The 15,890-nt window shown below is 54.2% G+C and carries 21 protein-coding genes and 1 tRNA gene; 16 read left to right on the forward strand and 6 right to left on the reverse strand.

Annotated elements, in window-relative coordinates:
- The first annotated feature begins 100 nt into the window (after positions 1-100).
- The 7 genes from H8K03_03160 (at position 101) to H8K03_03190 (ending at position 4,145) form a co-directional block, all read left to right on the forward strand.
- On the forward strand, positions 101-343 hold the full coding sequence (locus tag H8K03_03160; GenBank protein ID UVT22575.1) for a histone H1: 243 nt from the start codon (positions 101-103) through the stop codon (positions 341-343).
- 553 nt (positions 344-896) lie between these two features.
- Positions 897-1,721: an IS1 family transposase gene (locus H8K03_03165; GenBank protein UVT20929.1), complete on the forward strand. Its 825-nt coding sequence runs from the start codon at positions 897-899 to the stop codon at positions 1,719-1,721.
- Positions 1,722-1,733: 12 nt separating this feature from the next.
- On the forward strand, positions 1,734-2,552 hold the full coding sequence (locus tag H8K03_03170) for a hypothetical protein (protein ID UVT20930.1): 819 nt from the start codon (positions 1,734-1,736) through the stop codon (positions 2,550-2,552).
- A 111-nt stretch (positions 2,553-2,663) separates the two neighbouring features.
- Positions 2,664-3,047 carry a hypothetical protein gene (locus H8K03_03175; GenBank protein ID UVT20931.1) on the forward strand — a complete coding sequence of 128 codons (384 nt, stop codon included), beginning with the start codon at positions 2,664-2,666 and terminating at the stop codon, positions 3,045-3,047.
- 11 nt (positions 3,048-3,058) lie between these two features.
- The gene (locus H8K03_03180) at positions 3,059-3,412 is read left to right on the forward strand and encodes a (2Fe-2S) ferredoxin domain-containing protein (protein UVT20932.1); all 354 of its coding nucleotides are present in this window, start codon (positions 3,059-3,061) and stop codon (positions 3,410-3,412) included.
- A 50-nt stretch (positions 3,413-3,462) separates the two neighbouring features.
- Positions 3,463-3,846, forward strand: a complete 384-nt coding sequence (locus H8K03_03185) for a hypothetical protein (GenBank protein ID UVT20933.1) — start codon at positions 3,463-3,465, stop codon at positions 3,844-3,846.
- A complete protein-coding gene (locus tag H8K03_03190; protein UVT20934.1) occupies positions 3,843-4,145 on the forward strand; it encodes a hypothetical protein in 303 nt (100 codons plus the stop codon). Before H8K03_03185 ends, H8K03_03190 begins: the two co-directional genes overlap by 4 nt.
- A gap of 166 nt (positions 4,146-4,311) precedes the next feature.
- Here H8K03_03190 and H8K03_03195 read toward each other — a convergent pair whose 3' ends face one another.
- Positions 4,312-5,364 (reverse strand): squalene/phytoene synthase family protein, encoded by a 1,053-nt coding sequence (locus H8K03_03195; GenBank protein ID UVT20935.1) that lies wholly within the window; start codon positions 5,362-5,364, stop codon positions 4,312-4,314.
- The gene (locus H8K03_03200) at positions 5,364-5,801 is read right to left on the reverse strand and encodes a cupredoxin domain-containing protein (GenBank protein UVT20936.1); all 438 of its coding nucleotides are present in this window, start codon (positions 5,799-5,801) and stop codon (positions 5,364-5,366) included. The genes H8K03_03195 and H8K03_03200 overlap by 1 nt, the downstream gene beginning before the upstream one ends.
- A 224-nt stretch (positions 5,802-6,025) precedes the next feature.
- Between H8K03_03200 and htpX the strand changes: the two genes are divergently transcribed.
- Complete coding sequence (htpX, locus tag H8K03_03205; GenBank protein ID UVT20937.1) at positions 6,026-6,946, forward strand: protease HtpX; 921 nt, start codon at positions 6,026-6,028, stop codon at positions 6,944-6,946.
- A gap of 45 nt (positions 6,947-6,991) precedes the next feature.
- On the opposite strand, the gene H8K03_03210 is transcribed toward htpX, so the two are convergent.
- Entirely contained in the window at positions 6,992-7,276 is a 285-nt protein-coding gene (locus H8K03_03210; protein UVT20938.1) for a hypothetical protein, read from the reverse strand.
- 21 nt (positions 7,277-7,297) lie between these two features.
- Complete coding sequence (locus H8K03_03215; protein UVT20939.1) at positions 7,298-7,945, reverse strand: hypothetical protein; 648 nt, start codon at positions 7,943-7,945, stop codon at positions 7,298-7,300.
- Between the two features lie 109 nt (positions 7,946-8,054).
- Here H8K03_03215 and H8K03_03220 point away from each other — a divergent pair, with 109 nt between their 5' ends.
- Entirely contained in the window at positions 8,055-9,452 is a 1,398-nt protein-coding gene (locus tag H8K03_03220; GenBank protein ID UVT20940.1) for an MFS transporter, read from the forward strand.
- Here the strand turns inward: H8K03_03220 and H8K03_03225 are convergent.
- Entirely contained in the window at positions 9,446-9,667 is a 222-nt protein-coding gene (locus H8K03_03225; protein UVT20941.1) for a hypothetical protein, read from the reverse strand. The genes H8K03_03220 and H8K03_03225 overlap by 7 nt on opposite strands.
- Positions 9,668-9,818: 151 nt before the next feature.
- Between H8K03_03225 and H8K03_03230 the strand changes: the two genes are divergently transcribed.
- From H8K03_03230 to H8K03_03255, 6 genes are all read left to right on the forward strand, one after another.
- Complete coding sequence (locus H8K03_03230) at positions 9,819-10,265, forward strand: GatB/YqeY domain-containing protein (protein ID UVT20942.1); 447 nt, start codon at positions 9,819-9,821, stop codon at positions 10,263-10,265.
- Between the two features lie 79 nt (positions 10,266-10,344).
- Positions 10,345-10,983 carry a response regulator gene (locus tag H8K03_03235; GenBank protein UVT20943.1) on the forward strand — a complete coding sequence of 213 codons (639 nt, stop codon included), beginning with the start codon at positions 10,345-10,347 and terminating at the stop codon, positions 10,981-10,983.
- A 47-nt stretch (positions 10,984-11,030) separates the two neighbouring features.
- Positions 11,031-12,059, forward strand: a complete 1,029-nt coding sequence (locus H8K03_03240; GenBank protein ID UVT20944.1) for a diguanylate cyclase — start codon at positions 11,031-11,033, stop codon at positions 12,057-12,059.
- 14 nt (positions 12,060-12,073) lie between these two features.
- Positions 12,074-14,359 (forward strand): response regulator, encoded by a 2,286-nt coding sequence (locus tag H8K03_03245; GenBank protein UVT20945.1) that lies wholly within the window; start codon positions 12,074-12,076, stop codon positions 14,357-14,359.
- Positions 14,359-14,682 (forward strand): Hpt domain-containing protein, encoded by a 324-nt coding sequence (locus H8K03_03250; protein UVT20946.1) that lies wholly within the window; start codon positions 14,359-14,361, stop codon positions 14,680-14,682. Before H8K03_03245 ends, H8K03_03250 begins: the two co-directional genes overlap by 1 nt.
- A 260-nt stretch (positions 14,683-14,942) precedes the next feature.
- Positions 14,943-15,018: transfer RNA gene (locus tag H8K03_03255), tRNA-Ala, on the forward strand.
- Positions 15,019-15,226: 208 nt separating this feature from the next.
- Here the strand turns inward: H8K03_03255 and H8K03_03260 are convergent.
- Positions 15,227-15,487 (reverse strand): hypothetical protein, encoded by a 261-nt coding sequence (locus H8K03_03260; GenBank protein UVT22576.1) that lies wholly within the window; start codon positions 15,485-15,487, stop codon positions 15,227-15,229.
- A 123-nt stretch (positions 15,488-15,610) separates the two neighbouring features.
- Between H8K03_03260 and H8K03_03265 the strand changes: the two genes are divergently transcribed.
- Positions 15,611-15,787, forward strand: coding sequence for a hypothetical protein (locus tag H8K03_03265; GenBank protein UVT20947.1), 177 nt, complete (start codon positions 15,611-15,613; stop codon positions 15,785-15,787).
- Positions 15,788-15,890 lie beyond the last annotated feature (103 nt).

A 15,890-nucleotide genomic window follows, 5' to 3' on the forward strand; every position in this document is an offset into this window, starting at 1 on the left:
GTCACAGGACGATACGCTTCGCCCAGCGCCTTCGGGTAGTGGGGTCATACTGTGTTGCTGACCGCGTGTAATCTATGATGAACCATGGCATACTGCAAACATGCCAAAGAAGAAAGACGAGAACGAAAGCGCATACAGCGCATTACAAGAGTTAATCGCTCGTGATGCCGAGCGTGATGGCACTCCAAGGCCTCTAGCTGGACCGCCAGAGAAGTTATCCTACCGTGTGAAGGCTGGCCGTAAGGGTGGCAAGAAGGGCGGCAAGGCGAGGGCAGAGAAACTCTCCGCTACAGCAAAGACCAAAATAGCCAAGAAAGCCGCTAAGGCACGCTGGAAGTCATAAACCAGTGGGGCTGTGAATATCCCTACCAGCTACGGACATTAGCACCTCTTTCGCTTTTCCAATGATCATGGTACGTCACAGTACTGTTATGTACTGATCCAAAAGCTCTTAGGTCATGGAAGGGATGATCAAGAAGGAGGTCGCTATGCGTATATTGAAATTATTAAATCGTAGCTTCCTTGATGCCGCTCACCCAGCCTGGAAGCCGTAATAAGAAAAACAAAGGGGCCTTCCCTCTACTTTGACCGGCAGGAGGAAGAGCCCCTTGGTGAGCCTAAAACAGTAGTCGTATTATCCCTCAACCCGATTACTTTTGCAACATGGGTTTAGGACGGCAGTTTTCTCATAGCTGCCAAGGGTGAAGTATGCCTGCTTGACATGCTTGATCAAAATATGTATAGTGTGTTGCTAGATGGAGGGAGCGAACATGACCTGCCCAACCTGCAACGCACCAGCAAAGAAATTCGGGAAAGACAGAAAAGGCTTACAGCGGTTTAGATGCCTGGACTGTAAGAAAACGTTCCTTGAACCTCATAAGCGACCGTTAGATGACATGCGTTTGCCTATCGAAAAAGCGATATCCGTGATTCAGCACCTTGTCGAAGGGTGTTCAGTCCGCACCACTGAGCGCATCACGGGCGTTGAAAAGCGCACCATTCTGACGTTGCTAGCACTTGTCGGCGAGCGCTGTGAAGGGCTCATGACTGAGCGTATTCGAGGGATTCAGGTCAAGGATGTGAGCTGTGATGAGATTTGGGGCTATGTCGGAATGAAAGCCAAGACCAAGGCACAGAAGAAGAGCACGAAACAGGGCATTGGCGATGCCTGGTGCTTCATTGGCATGGAGCGGCATACCAAGCTCATTCTTGCCTGGCATCTCGGTCTACGGAACTTCCCTCACACGGTCGCCTTCACAGAGAAACTAGCCCATGCCACTGAGGGCAACTTCCAAATTACGACCGATGGGTTTCCGCTATATGAGGATGCGATTGTCGAAAGTCTGGGCGCTCGGCACGTGGATTTTGCTCAGGTTATTAAGATCTATCGCAGTATTCCTGAGGGGCAGTCCCGCTATTCTCCCAGCACCTGTATTGGCTGTGAAAAGAAGAAGGCATTCGGCAATCCTGATTTGCGCCGAGCCACCACTTCACACGTTGAACGACAAAACCTGACGCTGCGAATGAGCATGCGGAGAATGACCCGTCTCACCAATGCGTTCTCAAAAAAATGGGACAATCTCCGGTGGGCATATGCCCTCCAATTCGCGTATTATAACTTCTGCCGAGTGCACCAGACTTTGCGGGTCACTCCGGCTATGCAATCGAATTTGACTGATCATGTTTGGACAATCTCTGAACTGATCCAAACAACGAAATGAGGCGGTTATATCTTGTGGACCTTATTGGTCTGTTTGATTCTTGCGGGTAGCACCCTGTCATATGGGCAGACACCAACTCCAGGGGAAACGACTGATAAACCAAACCAACAGAGCACCACCCCACATCAAATAGCCACAACCGGCAAGCAATCTGCCAGAGAAACAGCTCCCCATGGCCAAGTATTTATCTCCCCGACGAATACAAAACCATCCACCGATGCAAGCGATTATCACCAATACAACCCGTGGGAATGGTGGGAAGAACATGGAATAGAGCTTCTGCTCGCAGGGGCTACTTTGCTTCTTTGGCTGGCTACTAAAGACCTCGTAAGTGGTGCTGAGGATGCGAGCAGGAGACAACTGAGGGCCTATGTTTCTGCAATACCAGCTAACCTTATCGGGCCTCACGATCTCAAATTTAGATTTTCCATGATTAATCATGGGCAAACTCCCGCTTATGACCTGATTGATAATGGGGTTTTGGATATTTTCCCTTACCCACTCCCGCCATTTTTTGCGTTTCCCGAACTGCCAATCCCGCCCCCCAGTAAAATAAGTCTTTACCAGCACCATAAGGACTGCTTCGGCGTGGCCCAGGCTGTCAGGTATTTTTCTCCCGATGAAGTGGCCAAGGCCATTATAGGCACTGAATTCAGATTCTATCTGTATGGGAGGATCACTTATACCGATATTTTTAGACATCTTCATACGACCAAATTCTGTCATTCTATCCCTCCATCCATGGAACTCAGCCTGTTCATGGCAAATAAGTTGGGCGATAACACTCCCATGCATACCGAATATGCCGATCAGCACAATGAGGCCGATTAGCCAAGCTTTGAGCAACACGCTATCACCCCACTACCCGCCTTCGCGCCCGTGGACAGTCCTGAAAGTCTTGTTGTAAGATGAGACTTTGCGAATCGCCTATGGAGGGTAGACATGGACTCTTGGAACGAATCGTGTCAGGCCTGTGGATCCGCTGGCGGACCGCTTACAAAGTTTTCACTGGGGAAGGATTTTTTCGGCCGCCCCTACGATCGTTTGTCGCCGTCAGCGGATCAAAATCCGAAATGGTATTGTACCCCTTGCTCGATGCACAAAAACCTGCAACGGGACTTTCGCGATATCCGCACCGAATTCGAAAAACTACGCGCCGGCCAAGGGTCGGAGCTTTCACGGGGTGACGAGTTCCGACGGGCCTCGTTACGGTTACAGGAAATTCGAACTATCCTGAGCGCACCCCAACAACAGTCTCCCTTTTTAAGCGGTCACGATGTCACGCTCCTGATGGAACGACTCAATACCCTCACCATGCCGGCATAACCGGCTTCCTTATGCCACCTTTTCAACGACATATCTTCGTCTGTACCAACCAGCGTCCGAAGGACGATCCGCGTGGTTGTTGCGCAAATTTGGGCTCGGAAAAACTTCATGCGCACTTCAAGAACGAAACCAAGCGATTGAATATCAAAGGTCTCGTTCGTGCCAATAAGGCCGGCTGCCTCGACCATTGCGAACTCGGCCCTAGTGTGGTGGTCTATCCCGAGGGAGTGTGGTACTGGGTCGGTACAGAAGCAGATGTCACAGAAATCATGGAACGGCATGTCATGAAGGGGGAAATCGTAACCCGATTGCTCATGCCTGATCACCCGATTCCAGAACAGTTGGCACCACTTAAGAGACTCTAGCACTCTTCTGCTGCACTTCCATGCCCACCGAAGACAAATGGAAGGCCAACATGGAAAAAGTGGCCTTCGCTCAACAGTTTCCCGGGTTGGTGCTGAACTGGAACGCCTGCGAAGGTAAGACCATTCGTGCCGTCATCCCGCTGACAGGCAAACCGGGCGCCGCGGTAGTCGTGTTTACTGATGCCTCCTTCACGATCGTCCCTCCGCTCACACCCGAGCCCTGGGCGGTTGGACAAGCCCTTGTTGATGCTCGTGCCCAACTTGAACCGGCCCACCAAGCGGCTTTTGCAGAGTATGATCAATTAGCCAGGAAGGACAAGGAAGCGCTGAGAACCGCACGGCTGGAAAAGATTTTGGGCGCGATTCAAAATAATCTGGCGCAAATTCCTGAGCTCAAGGATCGGCTCAAAGAACTCGTAAAGGAATGGAAGTGAGCAGTCTACCGAAGAAGAACATGTTCGAGATCTTTTCGCAAGGCCTCTTTGAAGGAGTCAAACCCATGTTGGTCATTCGTGATCACCTTGTCCGCCATCCCGACCGCTGCATTCACCAGGCCGTATGCGTACCGATCTGCCCGACCAGCGCGTGGCTCTCGACGCCGCCCTACAAGTTCGATCCATCGCGCTGTCTAGAAAGTTGCCGGCTTTGCCTCGACGCCTGTCCATCGCAGGCGATCTACGCCGTGTTCAGAAAAGGCGACAAATTGCTGGAGCCGCAGAAGAAGACGGGGTAGGCCGGATACTTCTCGTGCTCGCGCACCCCGCACATCTGACTATTCTGATTTTCTAGGTGGTGAACGATGTGCTCGGTGCATGCGCGCAATTGAGAAGCATCCGACCTCCCCCATGAAGGAAAAGGAGAACGAAGGATAAGATGATGTAACGACCAGTTCCTCTCAATCACACGATCTGTTTTCGCAAATGCCCCCACAACGCGGTTCCGGCGTATCCACACGCCACGGTACCCGTCGTCATCGCCATAATCTGATAGACCTTGCTGCGTGGGATTTTGACTTTGACGGCTGGATCCAATAAATCGGGAGAATTCATGACGAGCTTGAGAGATTCTCCGGCTGAGAGGATCGGCCACATGCATGCCAACCGTAACCTGGTTTCATGGCGCGGAACCGTCATCGTATAGAACCAGCCTTGATCCAGATGCCCGACCGCCAGGCGGACAAGCTTGATCAGGACGGGTCTGAAGCGAGGAAGGTTGTTCCGATCCAATAAATCCGACGGTTTCAGGCCGGCTTCGGCGAGCATCATTTCGGGAATGTAACAACGCCCCTTCTGCAAATCGTGGGCAATGTCCTTCACGATGTTCGTCAATTGCAGCCCTTTTCCGAATCTTACCCCCACTTCGGACATCTGTTGACGATCCCAATGCGCCAGTGCCTTGCGATGGGCACACATCAAAGAGGTCCAGAACTCACCCACACAACCGGCCACATGATAGGTATACCGATCTAAATCATCGAGCGTCTTGAGCGCGGTGAGATCAGCCACAGAAGCTCCAGGGAAGGCGCTCAGATCCATCTCCATTCCTTGTGTCAGCGTCATCATTACCCGCTGGATTCGACGTTGGTCGTCCGGGGAACAGGTCAGGAACAGCCGGAAACATTCGTCCAACCGTTCGAGCAGGATTCGTTCCGCTGAATGTTGTTGGAGAGGCCCCACGGCTTGTTGAATCGTGCGGATCTGATCCCAGTCGGGATGTTCACCGAGAAACTGCTCTCTGAGTCGGTTAAGAAAACTTAATCGGCGCGGTCTGTCGATCAAATCCGTATCGGCGATCGTATCGGCGGCCCGAGCAAAGAGGTACGCCAATCCCACTTGATCACGCACATTTGCCGGCACAACGACCAATGTCGTGTAAAACAGACGCGAGACTTGTTTCAGAAGGTCACGAAGAAGCTCGTTCTTGGAAGTGGTGGTCGCCGTGGAGAGAGTCATTACTTGACTTCCAGTACCCCCTCCATCCCTTTGTCTCGATGGCTGGGCATGGGCCACAATCGTTTGTCGCAATAGAACGGGAAGCGACCAGGCTCCGTCGGAACAAACCTAGCCAGGACAGTCTTCCCAGCTCCGACATCGTACTCGATCGACAAGCCTCCGGCCGAGTTCTTGATAATGAAGTTATGCGGTGTAATCGTTGTGACACTGGTCAGCGTCAACTCGACGGCCTTCCCCCTTTCCACAACCAGATGATTCGGTGAATAGGAATAGCTGTCGAGAATAACCGTAGCCCGTTGAACTCCATCCGGTGAAGTGGGAACCATGATCGGCGGACTGGGGATCGTGGTGTCTGCAGTCTGTCCTATAGAAGGCAGCAGCATCGTTAAGCAGCCCACCATGCCGAGCACCCAGAAAGGTTGTTTGCCGACCCTCATGAGAACTTTCTAACAGGAACCACAGAAAGGGGTCAACATTATCCACGTACTTTCAGAGACTTCGAAAGTCTTGACTTTCCAGAACGCGTCCTTATGTTGGGGTTGAAGGACGGTGGCCGCCGCTTGATGCGGTCACTTCCGGAAGGCAGTTTGTGTATAATAGTGGCTGTTCGATGGCCGGGTCGCGTATACAAGCGAGTAGCTAATCCCGAAGGAGGATTTCCATGAAGTGGCTTAAGGGTATTGGCCTGTTTCTGATCGCAAACTTCCTCATCTATATCACGCTGTCATTCACGGCCAACCTGTTGATAAACGTCGTCCTGCCTGCATTCGGGATCGATGTGCGGGGAGTCTTCAATCAGCAGCTGTTGGTCTGGTCTCTGGTGATCGGATTCGGCGGTGCGTTCATCAGCTTGGCATTCTCCAAGCAGATGGCCCGGGCGATGCTGAGCTGCCAGCAAATTACTCAACCTCGGTCGCATGCCGAGCACGTGATTTACGGCTCCGTCCAGGAGATTGCTCAACGGCTGAACATCACCATGCCGGAAGTCTGGGTGTACGAATCCCCTGATCCCAATGCGTTTGCAACCGGTCCGAGCAAGAACAATTCAATGGTGGCGGTATCCACTGGTCTGCTGCAAAATCTTAAGGAAGATGAAGTGAAGGCGGTGCTCGCCCACGAAATGGGGCACGTCTATAACGGAGACATGTTTACGACGACTGTGCTCGCCGGGTTAATGAACACGTTCGTATACTACATCAGCAACTTCCTGGCACAGATGGTCGGACAACCGCATGGAGACCGGGAAGAAGGCAATGCGGGGAATCCGATCCTGGCCTTTGTTGTCTATATCTTTTTGCAGGTCGTCTTATCCTTTCTCGCCATGCTGGTCATCAGTTGGCATTCCCGTCGCCGAGAATTCGGCGCGGACGCGTTTGCGGCGAAGGTGTATGGCAAGGGCGCAATGATCGCAGCCCTGGAATCGATCAACCGGTGGGTCACCCGCGCGCAGCCTGAGTATGGGACGCAAGATGCGTTGGCGACGTTCAAGATCTCGGGCAAGACGTCCGGATTTATGCACCTCTTCGCCACTCATCCGCCGATGGAGGAACGAATTGCCGCCTTGCAACGTCTGACCGTGTAACGACGTTCGATGGTGGCCGTCGTGCGGCCTCGAGAACGGCAGGTGTCAAGTTTTCCGATAGAACGTGATGTGTCGGCGATATTCTTGGACGGCCGCCCATAAGGCGGCCGATCCGAGAGCGATGTTGGTATCGAGAGCAGCTTCAACACCGGGATCATCAATCTCAACCTCATAGCGGTCTTGGATGTTCGTCCGAATCGGCCCCTGCGCGATTTCACGAGGCAGAAAGATTTCCTTCCAGACTTCTTTCTCGACCAGGCAAACATCCCGAAATCGCTCATAGAGTAACGTCAGTTTTTCCGGATCCGTAATCCTGGCTCCCTCCCCCATAACGCTCCTTTCTTTCTCAACTTATTTGACGGACATCTGTTCAGGCGTCAAGGCAGGTCCGACCTCTGCGACGGTAAAGCGCATCGTGCCGACCTGATTCACGGCATGAAACGGCTGCTGCCCTAACGGCGCGATATAGATCTTCGCCAGATAATTGCCCACCGCCCATCTTGCGCCTGAACGCTTCAACTCGAGATACCCATATCGCTCATGACCCGGCACTTCCAGCACATCCTTGCCCAACGGACTCTCATTCGGCTGGCCGCTCGGCTGCTCGAGCTGCCATTGCACTGCAAACTGTGCCGGATCTTCCAATGGAGCCACTTCAAAAACGATATAGATGGCTGGAATCTCCGGCGTGAATATCCAGCCCGGCTCGATCGGTTTCAGCCGCGGATCCTGGCTATACCACCCTTTTCGTCCAAACGTATCCCATTCCACCTCAAACCCTTTGGCCATTTTGATCCAGGTAAAGAGCGACTGTGGAACGCCCTTTTCCTGATAGTCGAATGAAGGGGTTTGTGTCGTTCCAATCTCCGTGGACTCCTGCTCTTTGGAAGGCAGGAGATCTTTGCCGACCCCCACCTGTTCATAGAAAAGCACGACACACAGAACACCAACGGCAAACCAGCCTTGTGACAGTCTCACGACAGGAACATCAGCAGCCATGGATTCAATCGTACTGAGGCATATCATTGGGGTCAATAACCGCCGCTGATCATCCGATCAATCCTTGTGCCATACCGGTGGTATGGTAGAGTGCTCTTGGCGTTCCTGTATGACTGCCCAACAAGCATCGACATCAACATTACAGTCCGTCGACCCTGCCGCTAGAGAGCCACACGAATCCGGGCGGCGCTTCGGCATTCGGGACGGGCTGTTCCAAGCCGTCGCCCAAGGCGGAGGCGAGCAGTACCTCTCGGCCTTTGCACTGCTGCTCCACGCGACACCATTCCAGTTGAGCATCCTCTCCGCCGTTCCACAACTGTTAGGAACATGGGCGCAGTTGATTTCAGTCAAGGTATCCCACTGGTTCCCCAGCCGAGCCTCTCAAGTCTTCTGGGGGATCATCGGTCAGTCCCTATCCTGGATCCCAATCTTGGCACTACCATTGCTCTGGCCCAACCAAGGGCCTTGGCTCCTCATAGCCGCCGTCGCCGTCTATTTCATCTTCAGCCATTTCACGTCTCCTGCTTGGAACAGTCTCATCACCGACTTGCTGGAACCCAACGAGCGAGGCATGTACTTCGCCAAACGAGCACGGGTGATTGCACTGACCAGTTTTATCGCGCTCTGCCTGGCGGGAGTCCTCTTGAGTTTTTTCGAAGAGCGGCAACTCCTTTGGATCGGTTTCGCGGTCATGTTCCTCACAGCCGGTGTTTGCCGGAGCGCGCCGGCCTTCTTGCTGCGGAACGTCAGCGGCTTACCAACACCTGACCCGAGCACGACGCCAACGGGCTTTCTGGAATTTTTCCGCACCGGCATGTCTGAAAACTTTCGCCATTTTCTGCTGTTTTCAGGTCTCATGCATTCCGCTGTCCTGGTAGCCGGTCCTTTCTTCGTGATCTATCTGCTCCAGGATCTCCACCTGGCTCACTGGCAGTATGGGGCCTGGCTCGCGGCAGGCATCTTCGGTCAATTCCTCACCCTGCCCGGTTGGGGACGGTTCGGTGACCGTTTTGGGAACAAGGCACTGCTCACCTTCACCGGCTTGCTCGTAGCGTTTCTGCCCATGCTGTACATAATCAACACGACATGGTTCTTTCTTGTCGCCGTGAACTTCTTTGGAGGCGTGGTGTGGGCAGGACTTGGACTTGGACTGAACAACTACGTCTTCGACGCAGTGCAGCCAACGGACCGTGCAAAGGCGGTCGCTATTTCAAGCATCGTCAACGCCTTTGGGTGGGCCATGGGAACGGTAATCGGCAGCCTGTTGATCGATATGCTGCCTGCCAGACTGGGGCTTGGAGCCGTAACTCTGGAGCCTGTCTCGAATCTCCCGTTTATATTCTTTATTTCAGGTTTGTTGCGCTTGGTCGTCTCGGTTCTACTACTCAGGACCTTCCACGAACCCCGTCAAGTCGAACGACGAGCCCACAACCGACTGTTCTGGGAACTACCACTGCTGAAGCCTTTACGCGAGTTGTCGCGCCGGCCCACCAGCGCCAATCAGTAAGGGCCCACCCCGGAACCAACCGCACGATTCTTCTCTTCTTGTTTCAGCTTGTCGAACGTCTTATCGCCATGATCACGGACCTGGTCCTGCGTCACCGTCGACGCCGGCTTAGGCGCTTCGCCGGCACACCCACCGATACTCACCAGCACCACTCCCGCTGCAACAATAACCCACCGATGTTTGTGTTCCGTTCCCCCCGTCTTTTCTCCGAACATCTCCATCCTCCTTGGCAATGATGTCTCGATGAATCGAGACCTATCATACCACCCCTTCGTCTGAATACCATTCTCACCCCATGTCGTTGACTCACTGAAACCAGGAGGGTATGCTTCCTCAGTAGCTCCCCCTTAACCCGAGAGATCCTCTATGTCGTTGCACGACCGCCTGACCGAAGACCTCAAGCTCGCGATGAAATCGCGCGATCAACTTCGCATGGATGTGATCCGGATGATCAAAGCTGCGGTCCTGAACAAAGAGGTCGAACTCAAACGGGACCTCGATGACGCGGAAATGAGCCGAGTGATGACCACCCTGGTGAAACAACGACGGGAATCAGTCGAGCACTTTGAAAAAGCCCAGCGGATGGAGCTCGCCGGAAAGGAGCGCAAGGAAATTGAGATCATCGAGTCCTACCTCCCAAAACCGCTTTCCCCGCAAGAGCTTGAAACCGTCGTTGGGTCGGTCATTGCCGAAACTGGGTCCCGCTCGCTGAAGGACATGGGATTGGTCATGAAAGCTGTTATGGCTCGCCTTGGAGGGCAGCCCATCGACGGCAAACAACTCAGCGACTTGGTCAAAAGCAAACTCGCCTGATACCCCACAGTCATTTGCTATACTGGATCTGATCCCATCGTGACTTTAGTTTTGCGGGAGCTCAGCCGTTAAGAACGTTATGCCGCTCCTCATCGTCGACGACTCGCCCGACCAGCATCGCTTGCTTCAGTCTATCCTGGCCAAGGCCGGTCACGACCAGATTGTCGCAGTGGATTCTGCACAGGCGGCGTTTGCAACCTTGAACCTCGATGGTGCTCAATTGTCCGTCAAGGTCGACTTAATTCTAATGGACGTACTAATGCCCGAGATCGACGGCGTGGAGGCATGCCGCCGAATCAAACAGCAGGCGCACCTTCGCGACATTCCCATCATCATGGTAACCGCTAAGAATGATCTCAACAATCTGAAGGAAGCGTTCTCAGCCGGGGCGATGGACTACATCAATAAGCCGGTCAACGAAGTGGAATTGCTTGCGCGGGTCGCTTCAGCCCTGACCTTGAAGAACGAGATGGATCGCCGTAAGGAACGTGAGGCGGAGCTGCACCGCAGCAATCAGGAACTGCAACGCGCCCTCAAGGAAGTCAAGGTGCTTCGTGGCCTGATTCCGATCTGCGCCTCGTGCAAGAAAATCCGCAACGACGGTGGGTTCTGGCAGCAGCTCGAAGAGTATATCGGTGAGCATTCGGAGGCAGAATTCAGCCACGGTCTCTGCCAACCCTGCCTCAAAAAGCTTTATCCTGGCGTTTATCAGGCCTAACTGTTACGATTCCGCCAGTTTCCTTCCTTATCAGACTGTGTGAATTTATGAGCATTCTCATCGTCGACGATTCTGCGGATGACCGCCTGCTGTTGCAAACTATTCTATCCACGGCGGGCTATGAAGACATTCTAGCGGCAGATTCTCCAGCCGCCGCGTTTAAGTATTTGGGCCTCGACGGCGGCAAACACGGCATCGCACGGGTCGATCTGATCCTCATGGATATTCTGATGCCACAAATGAACGGCATCGAAGCCTGCCGCCAAATAAAAGCCGTCGACCGGTTCCGAGACACACCGATCATCATGGTCACGGTCAAGACAGACCCGGTGGATCTGCAGCTGGCATTTGCCGCCGGTGCCATGGATTACGTCGCCAAGCCGGTCAACAAGATCGAGCTCCTGACCAGAGTGCGGTCAGTCCTCCGGCTCGTTCATGAAATCGACCGCCGCCGGGCACGTGAGCAAGAACTCCTCGAGGTCATGCGTCAACTCCAAGAGGCCAATCAGATGCTGCTCCGCCTCTCCTGTTTGGATGGATTGACCGGCATCACCAACCGACGCCAATTCGACGATTTTCTGGACCAGGAATGGCGAAGAGCCGTGCGCGAGTCGACTCCCCTGTCTCTGATCATGTTCGATATCGACCGGTTTAAGACCTACAACGATTCCAAAGGTCACACCGCAGGTGATGAATGTCTGAAACAAGTCTCTGCGGCAGTCTCCAGCTCGGTGAATCGTCCCGGTGATTTGGTCGCCCGCTACGGAGGAGATGAGTTCGTCACGGTATTGCCCGGCACAGGCATTGACGGCGCGGCTCAAGTCGCAGAGAGCCTGCGCCGCCGAGTCGAATCGCTGGGGATTAAGCACTCGGACGGGGAACTCGTGACGATCAGCGTCGGGTACGCCTGCGTGGTTCCCAACAGAAACTCCTCCCCGACCGACCTCATCAAGGCTGCAGATCAGGCGCTTTATCAAGCCAAACAAGAGGGACGCAACCGGGCAAAATCGGCCAGCATTCTGATGTTGGTCCCGGACTCACACGACGACCAGGAACCTCCTCACAACACTCGCTGAGCGTTCACGCGCCCATGTCACGCCGTCCACGGGTAGCCTCTCAAAAACGAGTCTCCGCACCCGGCAAGTCTTCCCAACGCCCTATCCCCGCTGGCCGGACCACTGTTTCCCGTATACCGCCACGCGGCGAGCAGACCCGCTCTTCACTCAAGCCGAACTCAGCTGCACTGTTGGAACAGTACCAGGAAACACTGCATAAGCTGGCACAAAGTGAAGCCATGAACAGCGGCAGCCTTTCACAGGCGTTCCAAGCCATTTCGAAAGCCTGCTGCAGCCTGCTGCAAGTCAAGCGCGCCAGCACATGGCTGCTCTCCAAAGAACGAGATTCCATCAGACTCGTCGACCTGTGTGAAACGGGCCGGGAACACTCCAATCCCGACTTTGTGTTCCAATCCAAGCACTGTCCTGCATATCTTCGGTCCTTGACCCGTGAGCGTCGAGCCATCGCATCCCACCATGCTGGTCACGATCCCCGGACCAAAGAGCTGGCGCCGTCATATTTCGCGCCGTTCAACATCGAGGCCATGCTGAGTGCGCCGATCAGGCAAAAGGGACAGCTCGTCGGAGTCCTTTGCGCCGAGTCAGTGGGGATACCTCGACAATGGAGCCGCCATGAAGAGCACCTCGCCGGTCTCCTCGCAACCATGGCGACGTTGGCACTTGAGGCGGCCGAACGGCGTGAAGTGGAACAGGCCCTCCGCGTCGCCAAGGAGGCCGCCGAGGTGGCCAGTCGAGCAAAGAGCGAGTTCCTGGCCAGCATGAGTCATGAGATCCGTACCCCGATGAATGCGATCATCGGTATGGCCGACCTTCTCTGGGAAACTCCGCTGACACCGGATCAGCGCAAGTACCTGCGCATCTTTCGACGAGCCGGCGGCACACTGTTGAGTCTCATCAACGATATCTTGGACCTCTCCAAAGTCGAAGCGGGACACTTGGAGTTGGAAGCCATCGAGTTCGATTTGAACGAAGTCATCGATAAGGCCATCGATATACTGGCGATGCGGGCCAACGAGAAGGGACTGGAACTCGCCTCGCATGTGGACCGAGAGGTGCCTTGTCATTTGATCGGTGATCCGACGCGGCTGACGCAAATTCTGATCAATCTCATCGGCAACGCTCTCAAATTTACCGAAAAAGGCTCTGTTGAAGTTCGTGTGACCAACGATCCCGACCGACATATTGCCGGCGCTGTTCGATTTTCCGTGAGCGATACCGGAATCGGCATTCCTTCAGATAAGCTCGACTTGATCTTCGACAATTTTACGCAGGCCCACGTGTCAACCACCAGGCAGTTCGGAGGCACAGGTCTCGGCCTTGCAATTACCAAGCGCCTTGCCGAACGGATGAACGGCCGGATCTCGGCAGAGAGTACGGTGGGGAGGGGCAGCACCTTTCACTGCTCGATCCTGCTTCAGGTCCAGACAGAACTCACCCAGAAAGCACAGAAGGCCGCAGCACAGATCGATCTTACAGGAGTCAGAGCCCTGGTGGTGGATGACCATCCGACCAATCGCCTCATACTCCGCGAAACGCTGGGGAGCTGGGGCGCTCAGGTCACGGAAGCGAGCGACGGAAAGACGGCATTGGACACACTCCAACGCGCAGCCGACCAGGGTGAGGCCTACGAACTCCTACTCCTCGACTGCCGTATGCCGGGGATGAACGGATTTCAAGTTGCGGAACAGGTGAGCGCACTATCCGGCGGGCAAGGCCCGACGGTGATCATGTTGACCTCCGACCATTGGGCTGATGATATCGCTCGGACGTATGATCTCGGCCTTGGTGGGTACCTGATTAAGCCTATTCGACGCTCCGACCTCCTGCAAACGATCGGAATCGCCCTGGGCCGGGCAAAAGGAGCTGCGCCAACGACTGTGGAAGTCGCGGAGTCATCGACGGCGACTCCGACGCGGGCCTTGCGGGTACTCTTGGTTGAGGATTCTCCTGACAACCAACTGCTGGTACGGTCGTACCTGAAGCAGACCGACTGCTTCCTCGACGTGGCAGACCATGGCGCGATCGCATTGGATAAATTCAAAAGCGAACATTACGACGTCATCTTGATGGACATGCATATGCCCGTGATGGACGGCTATACCGCAACCAAAGCGATTCGATCATGGGAACGAGACCATGATCTGCCGCCTACACCGATCATCGCCCTTACCGCGTTGGCCCTCAAAGAAGAAGGCACCCGCATCATTGAAGCCGGCTGCAACACTCATCTGACCAAGCCTGTAAAGAAATCCACCTTGTTGGAGGTTCTTCGGGCGCACAAGGAACACATCGTCCGGTGATGAACCCCTTACCTCCCGAATCAAGGGACCGATTACCTGTGGAAATTAGTCGTGACCTTGAGGATATCGTACCGATCTTTTTAGCGAACCGGAAGAAAGATCTCCTGACACTTCGAGTCGCACTGACCGAGCAAGACTTCAGGACGATTCAGAATCTGGGCCATCGCATGAAGGGTGATGGAGGCGGCTTCGGGTTCGACAGGATTAGCGAAATTGGCGCCGCCCTGGAGCTCGCGGCGCAACGCCATGACCGCTCGATCGTCGATCAACATATCGCACAACTGGAGGATTTTTTACACCGGGTTACAATTACCTACCGATAAAAAACCCTGAGATGGCCTGTCGAGGGAATAGGTGCTGGCTCCTCGTCGATACTTTTTTCACCTCACATAAAAAACCACATTTGTCTCACCGTGTAGGCTAAAGGTCCTGGTAGAGACTCGATAGCAGGTTGTGTATAATGCCGATCACGGGTACGCGAGCCTATGTTCCTCCCCGTTCTCCTTCCGCAGCTAAACCCTGCGCGCTGATGCGCAGCGAACCCTGCGGGCTTCAGAGATCGCGTGACCCGTTTCCCACAGGTGGGGGGCTAGCTCAGTTGGGAGAGCACTACGTTCGCAACGTAGGGGTCGCGGGTTCAACTCCCGTGCCCTCCACCAAATTCGTTGGGCACGAATTTACCGCCATCAGTAGGCAATCCAGCGTCCCTGTCGTAGTGAAACGATAGCCCGGTTTCCCCCTTCTCCACATCGGCTCACATAACAGATGGCCGTCCAGCAGCTTCCTGAACATCTGGCGATGGCTGTGGCACAACTCGAGAGAGAGAAGGCTGAGAAGGTACTCTAAGCAGCCGCGAAGGTTCTCAGACTAGGCGCCGTTCTTCTTCCATCGACTTTGGGCAGCCTGTTTAGCGATTCTCGTTCTCTTCGTGGCTGATAGCTTCGCGGCCCTTGCCTTCCCGCCCTTCAGGCCCCCTAACCGACCTAAAGCAACAGCGGCAGGGTTCTTGGTGGGAGTATTGGAGGTCTCTCGCTTGACTGAAGTCGTTCCGACGGGTTCTCCGGCAATAGCCTGAAGCATGTCGTGCGCGATGGCTTTCGGATCGTTGAATGATTGTCTTTTCTTCATAGAGTTACCTTACCCGACGGCTTACGCATCTGCAAATTTGAGAATTCCACTGACCTAAAGATTCTCCTAGTTCTCTGCAATCGGCAATCAGGCAACATTGCGCACACAGTCAAAGGAGGGCGCATGAAATACCAAGTCAGACCATCTCGCTTTGATCGGGAATGGATCGTAGAGGCTTTTAACGAAGATGGGGATGGGGACATTCACATGGCTGCCTTTTCAGGCCCAGAGGCTAAAACACGTGCGTTTGAATACGCGGCGTGGAAAAATAATCAAGACAGGGAACCGATTACGGCTTGACCTTCGCATCAATCTCGTCTACACATGTCTACGGTCGGCTGTGTCTGTGGTCTTTGCGCCATGACATACCGCAACCACAATTCCCCGTAATTTGAAGCCGATC

Origin of the sequence: Nitrospira sp., from assembly GCA_024760545.1 — a bacterium.
GTDB lineage: Bacteria > Nitrospirota > Nitrospiria > Nitrospirales > Nitrospiraceae > Nitrospira_D.

Bases quoted from the DNA above. Each gene is read 5' to 3' on its own strand.
- H8K03_03200 (UVT20936.1), bottom strand. From the start codon at position 5,801: ATGAGGGTCGGCAAACAACCTTTCTGGGTGCTCGGCATGGTGGGCTGC.
- H8K03_03225 (UVT20941.1), bottom strand. From the start codon at position 9,667: ATGTTCGGAGAAAAGACGGGGGGAACGGAACACAAACATCGGTGGGTT.
- H8K03_03160 (UVT22575.1), top strand. From the start codon at position 101: ATGCCAAAGAAGAAAGACGAGAACGAAAGCGCATACAGCGCATTACAA.
- H8K03_03250 (UVT20946.1), top strand. From the start codon at position 14,359: ATGAACCCCTTACCTCCCGAATCAAGGGACCGATTACCTGTGGAAATT.
- H8K03_03165 (UVT20929.1), top strand. From the start codon at position 897: ATGCGTTTGCCTATCGAAAAAGCGATATCCGTGATTCAGCACCTTGTC.
- H8K03_03210 (UVT20938.1), bottom strand. From the start codon at position 7,276: ATGGGGGAGGGAGCCAGGATTACGGATCCGGAAAAACTGACGTTACTC.
- H8K03_03265 (UVT20947.1), top strand. From the start codon at position 15,611: ATGAAATACCAAGTCAGACCATCTCGCTTTGATCGGGAATGGATCGTA.
- H8K03_03180 (UVT20932.1), top strand. From the start codon at position 3,059: ATGCCACCTTTTCAACGACATATCTTCGTCTGTACCAACCAGCGTCCG.
- H8K03_03240 (UVT20944.1), top strand. From the start codon at position 11,031: ATGAGCATTCTCATCGTCGACGATTCTGCGGATGACCGCCTGCTGTTG.
- H8K03_03185 (UVT20933.1), top strand. From the start codon at position 3,463: ATGGAAAAAGTGGCCTTCGCTCAACAGTTTCCCGGGTTGGTGCTGAAC.
- H8K03_03215 (UVT20939.1), bottom strand. From the start codon at position 7,945: ATGGCTGCTGATGTTCCTGTCGTGAGACTGTCACAAGGCTGGTTTGCC.
- htpX (UVT20937.1), top strand. From the start codon at position 6,026: ATGAAGTGGCTTAAGGGTATTGGCCTGTTTCTGATCGCAAACTTCCTC.
- H8K03_03175 (UVT20931.1), top strand. From the start codon at position 2,664: ATGGACTCTTGGAACGAATCGTGTCAGGCCTGTGGATCCGCTGGCGGA.
- H8K03_03230 (UVT20942.1), top strand. From the start codon at position 9,819: ATGTCGTTGCACGACCGCCTGACCGAAGACCTCAAGCTCGCGATGAAA.
- H8K03_03245 (UVT20945.1), top strand. From the start codon at position 12,074: ATGTCACGCCGTCCACGGGTAGCCTCTCAAAAACGAGTCTCCGCACCC.
- H8K03_03260 (UVT22576.1), bottom strand. From the start codon at position 15,487: ATGAAGAAAAGACAATCATTCAACGATCCGAAAGCCATCGCGCACGAC.
- H8K03_03235 (UVT20943.1), top strand. From the start codon at position 10,345: ATGCCGCTCCTCATCGTCGACGACTCGCCCGACCAGCATCGCTTGCTT.
- H8K03_03220 (UVT20940.1), top strand. From the start codon at position 8,055: ATGACTGCCCAACAAGCATCGACATCAACATTACAGTCCGTCGACCCT.
- H8K03_03195 (UVT20935.1), bottom strand. From the start codon at position 5,364: ATGACTCTCTCCACGGCGACCACCACTTCCAAGAACGAGCTTCTTCGT.